This window comes from Candidatus Wallbacteria bacterium, from assembly GCA_028687545.1.
Classification (GTDB): domain Bacteria; phylum Muiribacteriota; class JAQTZZ01; order JAQTZZ01; family JAQTZZ01; genus JAQTZZ01.
This window is the reverse complement of the sequence record JAQTZZ010000081.1, coordinates 1-11173: the sequence shown is the minus strand read 5'-3', so window position 1 is coordinate 11173 and position 11173 is coordinate 1. Positions and strand designations below refer to the sequence as shown.

Annotated in this window: 10 protein-coding genes; 7 read left to right on the top strand and 3 right to left on the bottom strand. The window is 47.7% G+C overall.

Going from position 1 to position 11173, the window contains the following annotated elements; translation table 11 throughout:
* From PHW04_18415 to PHW04_18405, 3 genes are all read left to right on the top strand, one after another.
* A partial coding sequence (locus PHW04_18415; GenBank protein ID MDD2717866.1) for a hypothetical protein occupies positions 1–333 on the top strand: 333 nt, incomplete at its 5' end.
* Between the two features lie 186 nt (positions 334–519).
* Positions 520–1368: a hypothetical protein gene (locus tag PHW04_18410; GenBank protein ID MDD2717865.1), complete on the top strand. Its 849-nt coding sequence runs from the start codon at positions 520–522 to the stop codon at positions 1366–1368.
* Positions 1369–1449: 81 nt separating this feature from the next.
* Entirely contained in the window at positions 1450–1959 is a 510-nt protein-coding gene (locus PHW04_18405) for a VCBS repeat-containing protein (protein ID MDD2717864.1), read from the top strand.
* A 33-nt stretch (positions 1960–1992) separates the two neighbouring features.
* Here PHW04_18405 and PHW04_18400 read toward each other — a convergent pair whose 3' ends face one another.
* A complete protein-coding gene (locus PHW04_18400) occupies positions 1993–3624 on the bottom strand; it encodes a peptide-binding protein (GenBank protein MDD2717863.1) in 1632 nt (543 codons plus the stop codon).
* 326 nt (positions 3625–3950) lie between these two features.
* On the opposite strand from PHW04_18400, the gene PHW04_18395 reads away from it, so the two are divergent.
* Together PHW04_18395 and PHW04_18390 are read left to right on the top strand one after the other, a co-directional pair.
* A complete protein-coding gene (locus PHW04_18395; protein MDD2717862.1) occupies positions 3951–4151 on the top strand; it encodes a hypothetical protein in 201 nt (66 codons plus the stop codon).
* 18 nt (positions 4152–4169) lie between these two features.
* On the top strand, positions 4170–5201 hold the full coding sequence (locus PHW04_18390) for a hypothetical protein (protein ID MDD2717861.1): 1032 nt from the start codon (positions 4170–4172) through the stop codon (positions 5199–5201).
* Between the two features lie 95 nt (positions 5202–5296).
* Here PHW04_18390 and PHW04_18385 read toward each other — a convergent pair whose 3' ends face one another.
* Positions 5297–7972, bottom strand: coding sequence for an NB-ARC domain-containing protein (locus tag PHW04_18385; protein ID MDD2717860.1), 2676 nt, complete (start codon positions 7970–7972; stop codon positions 5297–5299).
* A gap of 129 nt (positions 7973–8101) precedes the next feature.
* On the opposite strand from PHW04_18385, the gene PHW04_18380 reads away from it, so the two are divergent.
* Positions 8102–8896 carry a hypothetical protein gene (locus PHW04_18380; GenBank protein ID MDD2717859.1) on the top strand — a complete coding sequence of 265 codons (795 nt, stop codon included), beginning with the start codon at positions 8102–8104 and terminating at the stop codon, positions 8894–8896.
* A gap of 302 nt (positions 8897–9198) precedes the next feature.
* Positions 9199–10023, top strand: coding sequence for a hypothetical protein (locus PHW04_18375; GenBank protein ID MDD2717858.1), 825 nt, complete (start codon positions 9199–9201; stop codon positions 10021–10023).
* A gap of 194 nt (positions 10024–10217) precedes the next feature.
* Here PHW04_18375 and PHW04_18370 read toward each other — a convergent pair whose 3' ends face one another.
* Positions 10218–10790, bottom strand: a complete 573-nt coding sequence (locus PHW04_18370) for a hypothetical protein (GenBank protein MDD2717857.1) — start codon at positions 10788–10790, stop codon at positions 10218–10220.
* Positions 10791–11173: the final 383 nt, after the last annotated feature.

Genomic DNA, 11173 nt, shown 5'->3' with positions numbered 1-11173 from the left:
AGCGAATGCGCGCAGCAGTATGAGAAGGAAGTCGAAGCAGCCAAGGCTCAGTCTGGATCGAAACTGATTACTGCCGATAACTGGCTTGTCCCGGATGAAAGGCTCGAAATTGAACTAAGCCCCGGCAGAAAGGTGGCGTCGATCAGCGCGGTTTTCAACGGAGCTGGCGGGGTTGCAAAAGCAGTCCTGTTTCTGGACGGGAAACCATGCAGGGAAGTTCACTGTTCTCAGAACATCTCCTGGCCGGTAAATCGGGAAATATCCACTGCCTGGATCGAGATCCGCTGTGATGTTACTCAAATTTGCAAAGTTTCAGTGAAATACCTTGAGTAAAATCAGCGCGAATTTGAGCAGTTTACAGGCATGTCGGAATTTCGAGTTTTCGGCAGGCGGTATAGACCTGATACAAATATTGAAACATCGTCCGGCTGAATTGAAACAGATTGTTCCTTGAATCATTGTTGTTTCCGGCAAAGAATTAGGCTGAGCGGAAAGCAACCAAAAAGACGAGGAGGGACTATGAGAAAGATGCTGACTACACTGATCATGACAGCAGTGTTCACTGGAGCCTATGCTGACAGCGGGCTTGAATCGCTGCTCTTCAAGCTGGCCCGCAATTACTATGCAGGGATGGAGAAAATTTATCAGAAGGTTGAATGCAACAGGCTTTCCGCAGAAGACATGGATCTTATACTGGAACCGGTAAAAAGCGAAGCAGCCCTGATTTCAGACAGAGTCATCGAAAAGATGAAAAAATCAGACAATTCTGAATACAATGAACTTGTAAAGCTATACAACAAGCATGTTAAAGCCGCTCCTGAGCTGAGAGAACCTTTCAATTTAGTGGCAGATGATGTTGTCGAGTATCAGAAAAGCCTTGGCCTGATGAGGCAGGAGTATTTTCCGGGATATGGTTATGCCGAAGACGGTCCGTATGGATATAAATATAGAAAGACTAATGAACTCTCGCTTGAAGTGATCTCTGTTTACTGGAAAAAGGTTGACGAGACAATTGAAAATGGAAAAACAAAGAAACTGGTGCTTGAGGTTGAACTGGCAGCAAATTTTGATCCGGGTGCTGTTCTCAAAGCAGTAGGAATACCATTTGAAATCAAGGTCGAGGGTAAGACAAAAATGGTCTGCGAATACGAGGTGACAGCCAAGAAAACAACAACGACTTCCTGCAACAAGAAAATGCAGACAGTCAAAATCTGGTTCCAGCTGCAGAGGGCCAAGAAAGTCTGGCCGTTCTGGGGGAAATGGAAAGATTGTGGCAAGACTTATGACATGGTGGAAGAGGAGAGCAGCCTGCCTGTGGCTGAGATAGCTATACAGGGTGCGATGTTCAGCTTGAAGATTACCAGATAAGAGAGACAGGATAAGGAAAGTAACGGGCGAAAAGGTCCGCGATACAGCGGGCCTTTTCAGTTTTTCTGCCAGAGGAGAAATATGAGATTGAGAATCATCACTGCATTACTTGTGTTATTGAATGCCGGACTGCTATGGGCGGAGCCTGCAGTCCATCCTGATTATGAATACCAGGCAATTGATCAGAATCCTGAAAAACCGGCTTTTGTGTCGATCGCGGATCTGGATGGGGATGGAAAAAAAGAACTGATCGTCTCGGCATTTTCAGGGTCCAGTCCGGTCGGTTCAGGCCATCTGACCATTTACATCCGCATCGGAGCAAGCTTGTCAGCCTGGCAGAGCAGGATTCTGGCAGGCTCTGAAAAGATCAAGTTTCCGAACAGCGTCACAGTTTTCGATGTGGATGGAGACGGAGATCCGAATATTTATCTGCTCGAACAGACCGGACTGGGGAAATTCAGCACAAAAGTGCTTCTGACTGATATGCCGCAGGGTGGAGTAGCGGCAGCGGACCTTGATGGCGACGGCAGGGATGAGATAGTCGTATCAAGCTATGAGAAAAACAGGCTGGGGATTCTGAAAAAGCGCTGAAGGTTTAACAGGGTCGTACTCCTTATGCCAGATTCAGTGATATTTCTGCAAACCTTCAGGCGCATACCAGCACTGGAAAGGGTTGAGAACGCCGGCGGGGGAGACTGAGATTCCGTAAATCCGCTTGTCCACGGCAAAAATCTTTTCTATGATGTACAGGTATGTGCAGGGCTGCTGCTCAGCTATGATTTCGTGGATACGGTTGTATATCCTGCGCCGCTCATCCTTGCCAAAGGTACGCCGACCCTGTTCGAGCAGGCTGTCCATCTCGGAGTTCTGGAAACGGGATAAATTATATCCCGGCCTGTTGCCTGAAGGATCTGGAAACTGGGTGGAATGGAACGAAGTGTACTCGCTGTTTGGATCCCCTCCTCCGTAAGTGCCCCCTATGATGACGACGTCGAATTTTCCGGAAAAAACGTTTTCAATCAGGGAGTTCCAGTCCATGCAGTCGATTTCGGCAGCGACTCCGATTTTTTTCCAGAAGTCCAGGATCAGGTTGGGAACTATCATCGAACCCACATCCTGCCCGAAGTTGGTGATCCTGATCGAAAGTTTCTGCCCGTCCCGATCCAGATATCCGTCATTGTTGGAGTCCGCGAATCCGGCGGATTTCAGAAGTTCTGCCGCACCGGCCGGATCATACGGGAGGGGTTTCACATCAGGATTATCAGGCCATGATCCAGGGGCGAAAGGGCCGCTGATCAATTTTCCGTGACCATGATAAACGTCCCTGATCAGACTTTCCCTGTCAATGGCCATGCCGAGGGCTTTCCGCACTGAAACCTCGGACAGCATGGGTTTCTGTAGATTGTATGGCATGTAGGCGTATGATTTGGAAGTGCTGTAAAGGTTGTATTTCACCCTGAAGGCATCGTCCACCTGCTTGACATATTGATCCTTGGTCAGAGAAGTGCAGTCTATCTCGCCGTTCCTGAAGGCGAGAAAGGCAGTTGTGCTGTCCGGAATGATCCTGCAGATGTACCTGTTGAAGTAGGGACGGCCCTCGTAAAATTTATCGTTAGCATCTAGCACGATCTGCTCCGCAGGCAGCCACTTGGAGAATTTGAATGCACCTGTGCCGATCGGAATGAGGTTGTATTTGGAAGTTTTGATGTCTTCCTGCTGATAGATGTGCTTGGGAATGATATAGAATCCGCAGTTTTCCAGGGCAGGGGCGAAGATTTCCTTCAGCCTGAATCTGACAGTACAATCGTCAGGAATCTCCAGTGTGCTGAAAAAAGTGTAATTTTCCCTGTAAGGGTATCCTGTGGCAGGATCCAGCATCTTCTCAAAAGTGAACTTGACATCCGCTGCAGTGAACGGCACTCCATCATGCCAGAGAACATTCTTTTTCAGTTTGAAGGTAAAAGCCAGGCCATCCGCGGAAACTTCCCAGGTCTCTGCAAGATCCGGCACCAGGCTGTAATTCTCGTCATAGCGCAGCAGGCCGTTGAAGATCATGTCATAGATGAAGGATGAGACTCCGTCTGTAGCAGTCAGCGGGTTGAGAGTGATGATGTCCGCAGAAGAGGAATTCACCAGAGAATCTCCATAGCAGGGGGAAGGAGCGGAAGTTATCTCTGCCTGTGGAGGTTTAACCTCAGGTTTTCCGCACCCTGCAGCTAAAAAGACAAATGACAGCAGAATCAGAAGTCTGCTCACTGTTATTCCTGCCTCATTCAGGCACATGCCATTGCAGTATGGGATTCATTTGTATGACACTTCAACTTGCATCCTCCGCCTGAAACCAGGTCCATAGAATCTGACAATTGTTCATATCATTATACTATCTAAAAAGCAGCTGGTAAAATCCAGTCGAGCGCGCTTCAGCGAAAAAATCAGTCACTCAATTCCTGATTTTTCGGCCCTGCCTGACAGCATTGAAACAATGCCTCATTAAATTGAAACATGTTGTTCCTTGAAAGATTATTCTTTCCGGGGAAGAATTGCCTTATAAAGAAACAAGCGCCTGAAGACGAGGAGGAAATATGGACAAAATCTATACATCACTGGCACTGAAAGTGATGTTCAATGAAGGCGGAGTCGCTTACGTGGATGTCTGTAAAAATTCCGGAATCATGGAAATGCCCAGTCTGAGCGCGGAAATTGCGGAAGCCGGTGAAACACAGCCGGCTGGAGATGAAGGCAGAGGATTCTGTAAAAGAGACTGGAAAAGTTCTGTAAAATAAGAGTATAAGGAGGAGCGTATGAAGACAGTATTGATCGCAGTGTTGCTTCTGGCAGGAATGGTTGTTTCTAATGGCGCTGAACCTGCTGCCGGTTTCAGGGGCGATTTCCAGATCGGATGCAATGTGGCCTGGTTTGAAGGGGCATATAATCATGATTTCGGCGCAAATCCCGATCATCCATACTGGGGCACGACCTTTGACGCAGCCAAGTATAAGGAAACGCTGGAGGGATTAAGCAAGCATGGAGCAAAGCTGCTGCGTGTCTGGGCCTATGAAGAGGAAGAAGGCTGGAAGTTCGGAAGCGACGGGAAACTGGAAGGACTTGACAACCAATTCCTGGACAACTGGAAAAAATTTCTGGCAGAGTCGGTGCCTGAAGGAGTCAAACTGCATGTTTCACTGCTGGATTCAAATGCATACAGCCCCAAGTCAGGCAAAAGTGAACGGGCAGTCAAGCTGTTTGTGGAAGGAAAAGACACCTATATTGAAAAAGTACTCAAACCTTTTGTACAAATGCTGGCCGGCTCCTCCAAAGTCGTATCCATAGACCTGATCAATGAGCCTGAAGCAATGGTCAAGGGTGGAGACGCCAATTACACGGATTCCGGTTTGAGCTGGGATGAGGTGAGGGCATTTATCAAGGACAGCGCCGCAGCCTGCAAAGAAGCGGCACCGGGTCTCCAGGTTGCCTGCTCATCAGGCTGGCATGGACTGGGAAACATCAAGTCCGGCAAGTTCGATTCTCTGGGCCTGGATTTTCTGGAAGCGCACATGTATGACGACAATCCGGACATCCCGCCTGCAGGATCTGTCAATGCGCTACCGATCCTTCTGGGCGAATACGGGCAGGCTACAGAGTCGTCTGACGATAAACTTCAGCTGGACGTGACCAGGAAATTCCTGGCAGGCACTAAATCACTGGGCTACCTCGGCGCGCTGATGTGGCATCACGGTGACCTCAAGAATCCGGATCATCTTTCCCTGCGCAAAAGCGACGGATCCTGGCGTCCTGCAGCTGATGTGATGCTGGAAGCAGCCAAAGACTGGTAAGTTGGATCTGATCCTGCCCGCAAATAGTTGACACTCTTTTGATGATAAATAGATAACGGAAGGCAAGATCAATGCAGGTAAGTGTAAATAGAACATCAGATAATTATGCAGTAATCACATTTGGTGTTGAAGCGGTAAGTTCCTGTCTCATCGCCAGCGCAGATGAATCTGTCGGTTTTACCTTTGTCCAGCTCAGATCTCAGCCGTGAAAGAGTCATTCTGAAGGTATTGCAGTCAGTTTCCTGATCGTATTCTCTCTCCCAGACAGACTGGAAGATTTCACCTATAGTAAGCGATTTCGAAGGATCGGCCACAAAGGTCTGAAGCAGCAGCATCAGAACGCGTCTGCCAAAAAGCGGCTTTTCTATGCCGTCAATCAGGATTTCCCTGCTGATGAAATCCGTATAAAATTCGAATTCGTGTTTGCGCTTTCTGAAACTCTCGTGCTCCATGCCGGATACTGCCCGCTTTTCTGAGCGCATGAAAACTGAGATAGTCCTGGTATCAGTTCTTGAAGAATTTTCATCAAACCAGTCCAGATCGGTTTTGATACAGGCCTGGGATTCAGGAGGAAGAAGGTTGAGATACTGATGATACTTATTTAGAAAATCCTGGGCTTTTTCTTTATTGCCGCAGGTCTTCTCAAACAGATATGAAAAGAAAAATGTTCTGGCTCCAAGTCTGGCAAGGCCGCTCTTTTCAACAAAAACCATTGCATTTCTGATCAGGGGTTCGGCTTCCATAGCCCTGCCTGTCACAAGCAGAAATCCGGCAGACCTCAGCGAAAGCTCGGCAATGAACATTGCATTCTGTTCCCTGTTTATCACTTCCAGTGCTTTTCTGAAACCTGCTTCAGCCCTGGCAATGTCGCCAAGCCTCAGGGAACAGTCTGCGATCTGATTGAGTTCTATCGCTTCATAACGGGTATAGCCGGCTTTCATTGCTGCAGAAAGCCCTTTTTCAGCCGCAGCCAGCGAGGTCGTGTAATCACCTTTCATGAAATAGGCATCACTTTCCAGGCTGTGGCACATGGCAAGGCATTCGACCAGGTTGTGTTCAATCGAGATCGCGATCGGTTCCCTGATAAGATCCAGTGCCTTATCCGGCATGTTGAGATTTTTATGGAACTGGGCCAGGTTGTGCAGGGCAATGGTGAGACTGTTCAAGGCCTGCAGCTTGCGGCACAGTACAATTTCTTTTTCAATGAATTTGATTGCTCCATAGATGTCACCCTTGTAGAAATGGAATACAGCCTGAAAATTATATTGCAGGATCAGGGAATAATCAGGAACGCCGTCCAGTCCGAGTTTCTGTATTTCCTCAAGTACGCTTTCGGTTTCTAAAGACCTGCCAGTGTAATGATAACAGATTGCCAGCAGGAGTCTGTTGAAATGGGCATCCACGGATCTGTCGGATGCCGCTCCGGCTGAGCACTTTTCATAATATGGAAGGGCCTCTGCATATCTGCCGCCCTGATAAAGCGTAAAAGCCCTGGCGGATTCGCGCATTGCATCATTTTTTATCTTTAAAAGGACAGCCTCAGATTCAGCGATTCTCCTCATCCGGCAAAGTATTTTGACTTTTTGGTCCAGAAGCCGGTCAGTCTCGATGCCTGGACAGAAAGTCAGGGCATCGTCAATCAGGCTGACTAAACCATCCAGGCTTCCACCGCTCATTCCGGCATGTTCGCATAGTCTGATCAGGCATTTTACGGCCTCTTCCTTCTCTCCGGCAGAGAAAAAGTGATAGTATCCATCCATTCGGAATTCAAGCCTGCTGGTTTCATTGCAATCGAAAGCCAGGCCGATCCTTCTGTGAATGTCAGCCTTTCGGGCACTTTCCATTCTGCGCTCTGCAAAACTGGAAAGGAGGCTGTGCAGGCTGCAGAGTCCGTTTCTGTCCAACTCGACCAGGCAGTAATCCTGCAGAAGTTTCAGCCCTTTTCTGGATTTTATTTTCCTGATCGACTCAAGCAGTTCGTGGTTGACAGGGATTCTAAGCAGTGCAAGATGATCCACTATATCCCTGGCCTCATCATCCAGAGAGTCCCAGATCTTTGAGAGCAGATATTCCTCCAGCTGCTCAGTGATTCCATCTGTGGAATTCTCCAGTTCGCCAGGTGTGACCTGGCCGGTGAGGATGAGGCCTGCGGCAAGCTTTAGAGAATAGGGGTGCCCGTTCAGACGCAGGCCTAAATCCGGGCTGAACCGGATGTCCGCATTCTGCTCTTTGAAGATTGCTGCAAGCATAGCATTGGCTTCATCTGCCTTTAACCCTTTCACAGTGTGCTGAAAGATATCCATCAGTTCAACAGGCTGAAGCTCAGGCTTTTTTCCGGTGACTATCACCAGCAGGCTGTTTTTCAGGGTCTCACGGGATTGGGAAACAAATTCCAGGGTCCGTCTGTCTTCTACCAGGTGGAATGCGTCGATAAAAAGCGCGAACCGGATTTCCTCCAGGGTTTCAGCGAGAAACTGCGGCTCAGGCTTCTGCTGTCCGATATTTTTTCGCCCGCTGATCCTGACTAAGCTTTCCTGAATCGCGCTGAATAAATCAGAGCTTTCCCAGCCCGGCCTGCATTCGATCCAGGCCACGGCTTCGGAAAAAACACCCCTGTTAAGTTCCCGTGCCAGATCAGCAGCCAGAACTGTCTTGCCGATCCCAGGCATGCCGGCAATCACCATGACTCCGCAGTTAGCGGCACGCTCCTGAAGCAGGGACAGCTCTTCATTCCTTCTATTGAATCCAACGGGCTTTTGAGGAATCTTCATGCAAAAATAATATACTTTAAGGCTGGAATTGGCAAAGAAGTTTGCATTGAAACAAAATGAAACATTTTGAATCTTGTATCAGCCGGATTTTGAAACATAATTAGACTAAGAAAACAAGGGGAGGAAAGTATGAAAAAAACAGTATTGAGTGTATGCCTCGTCCTGACAGCGGTCTTGATGTGCCCTGCAGCAACGAATGACAATGCATATCTGGCAACCCTGCTGCAGGCAAAATCCGAATTCGAAAAGATCGAGAATATCAGAGACGAATACGGAAATCCTCTGAGCGATATTTACGGCCTGATCTCATACCTGGTCTCAAAGGAGATTGAATCAAGAGGCACAATGGTGCAGGAACGGAAAGAAGCGATTTCCGCGATTGTTAAAGCGATAACTGAAAAGCTTGGACAGAAAGAGAAAGCCAATCCGGAATTCCTGTTGAATTCAATGCTGGAAAACAGGGACAACATAATCGAAACCATTATGGACAGAACCAGCCTTGATGGAAGAGATCCGGGCCTGATCGTGCCGAAAGCTCTGGAAGCGGTTGGAAGCTCGACCTATGTGCATGGATACCAGGTATACACAGCTGCAACGGAATGGGGCAATCTGGCCTGCGCCGCAGTAGTCTCAGCCATACTCTGCGCAGCCGGGGAAATGGATCAGCTCCTGCTCCACGTTGATCGCCTCCATGATCATCTCATGAATGACAAAGGCTGGAGACCAGCCGGTTCAGACGATTTTCAGCCAGGAACCGTTGTATTCTGGGGAACTTCCTGCAGAGAGCATACAGGAATCATTGTTGACAAGGACGCATACGGCGAATGGTGGACTGTGGACAATTCCTCCGGCAAGCGCATGGTTGTGAAGCTTCCGATCCACGGTTACTACGGCAGGGTGGTTTATGACGCAGTCAACAGGTAACTGATACCTCCTTGCCGCGGATTTGACGCCCCCCTTCCGCCGGCATCTGATAAAATAACCGGCCTCCTGATGGAAGCCGGTTTTTCTTTTATCTACTGTTAGAAATCCGAATTGAATGAGGATTTCGTTACAGTAAATTATCCCCTGCGCTTCGCTGCGGGGATTAAATCTATTCACGTTGCAAAGATCCCCAGACTGAAACAGATTGATACATTTTGTTACTTGAAACAAGGATCCGTCTGGCCAAGAATTAAACTAACCCGGGGAAAGACCCAAAAAGACCAAAAAGATGAGGAGGAGTAATGAGTAAAATGCTGACTGCAATGATCCTGGTCCTGGCAATCAATGGTGTGCATGCCGAAAATCCCAATCTGGAAATTTCACTCTTTACGCTGGCTCGTGATTACTATGCCGGTATGGAGAAAATCTATCAGAAGGCAGACCAAGAATCAGTTACTGTGAAAGACGTTGACTCTGTGATCGAACCTGTCAGAGCAGAAGCTGCCTTGATTTCCGGCGCAGTGATCGAAAAAATGAAGAATTCCGACAGATCCGATTACAATGATCTGGTGAAGCTCTACAATCTGCATGTGAATGCAGCCCCTGAACTCAGGGAACCTTTCAATCTTGTTGTTGATGAGATTGTGGAGTATCAGAAAAGCCAGGAACTCAGCAGGGAGTATTTTCCTGGATATGGTTATTCTGAAGACGGCGTTTTTGGTTACAAATACAGGAAAACCATTGAACTTTCACGCGAAATGCAATCTGTATACTGGAAAAAAATTGAAAAGACAATTGAAGAAGGTAAAAGGATCAAGCTGGTGCTCGAGGTTGAGCAGGCTGTCGTGTTTGATCCCTCGGCCCTTCTGAAGGCAGTCGGCATCCCGTTCGAAATCAAACTGGACAGCAAGACGAAAATGGTCTGCGAATATGAAGTGACTTTCAAGAAAACCACGAAAACCACCTGCAATCAGAAGTTCCAGAAAGTGAAAGTCTGGTTCCAGCTGCAGAGAGCCAAGAAAGTAGGACCTGTCAGTGGAACATGGTCCGACTGCGGCAAAACTTATGACATGAAAGAAGAAGAGAGCAGCCTTCCTGTAACAGAAAACGTTGCCCAGGGCGCATAAAAAGTTGTTCGTGAAGTGTTGAAGGCAGCATGAAAAAGGGGTTGCCACTTTTTGGACAGCCCCTTTGACATATACATAAAGACTGATTTTACCAGTTGACAGTGCCTTGATTCTGCCAGCAAATAGTGGACACTCTTTTGATGATAAATAGATAACGGAAGGCAAGATCAATGCAGGTAAGTGTAAACAGAACATCAGATAATTATGCAGTATTCACATTGGGTATTAAAACAGTAAGTTCCCGTCTCGTCGCCTGAGCAGATGAATCTGTCTGTTTTCGCCCTGTCCAGTTCGGATCTCAACCGCGACATGGTCATCCTGAAAGTGTTGCCGTCTGTCTCCTGATCGTATTTCCTCTCCCAGACAGACATGAAAATCTCGCCGATTGTGAGAGTCCTTGCGGGATCGCCGGTAAAAGTCTCCAGAAGCTGGATCAGGACGCGCCTGTTGAAAAGCTGTTTCTCAGACCCGTCGATCAGGATCTCCCTGCTGATGAAGTCAGCGTAAAATTCGAATTCCTTCCTGCGCTTCCTGAAGCTTTCATGCTCAATGCCGCTGACGGTCCTGGCTCCGGAATTCAGGAATATCCTGATGGTTCCCGCGTCCGGCCTGGAGGAGTTTTTTTCAAACCAGTCCATGTCGTTCTTGACATAGGCCTGCGATTCCGGAGGAAGCTGGCTCAGGAAATAATAGTGCTGCTTCCTCCAGAACGTAGCTGTTGATCTTTTGAGACGCACAGCGTCGGCAAGTAACTGAAGTGATTTCAATTGCTCTAGGCTTTTGTTCGCAACTTTAGAGGGCTATGGCAGAAAGGGTGATTTATTATGACAGTAAACGGAATTTGAGAACTTGAAGACAATGCGAACTTGATTCCGAGTCCGGTCACAATTTTTGACCAGTCCATGATTTCGTCTTTGCTGAGTGGAAAACATAAAATCTTCGTGGCTCAGATTAACAGTTTCTAAGAACCACCAGATCCCATTTTCTTTTTTATCGACAGGGATGACGGGATTTGCGACTAAAGTCATATCGTTGCTGGTTGAGAGTTTTTTCTGAAAAAGTTCCGTTGCTTTTCCCAATGAAACATTTTGAAACTTGAGGCCAGGCTTGAACCGGACATAATTGGCTTAAGAAAAAAAACGGAGGATGG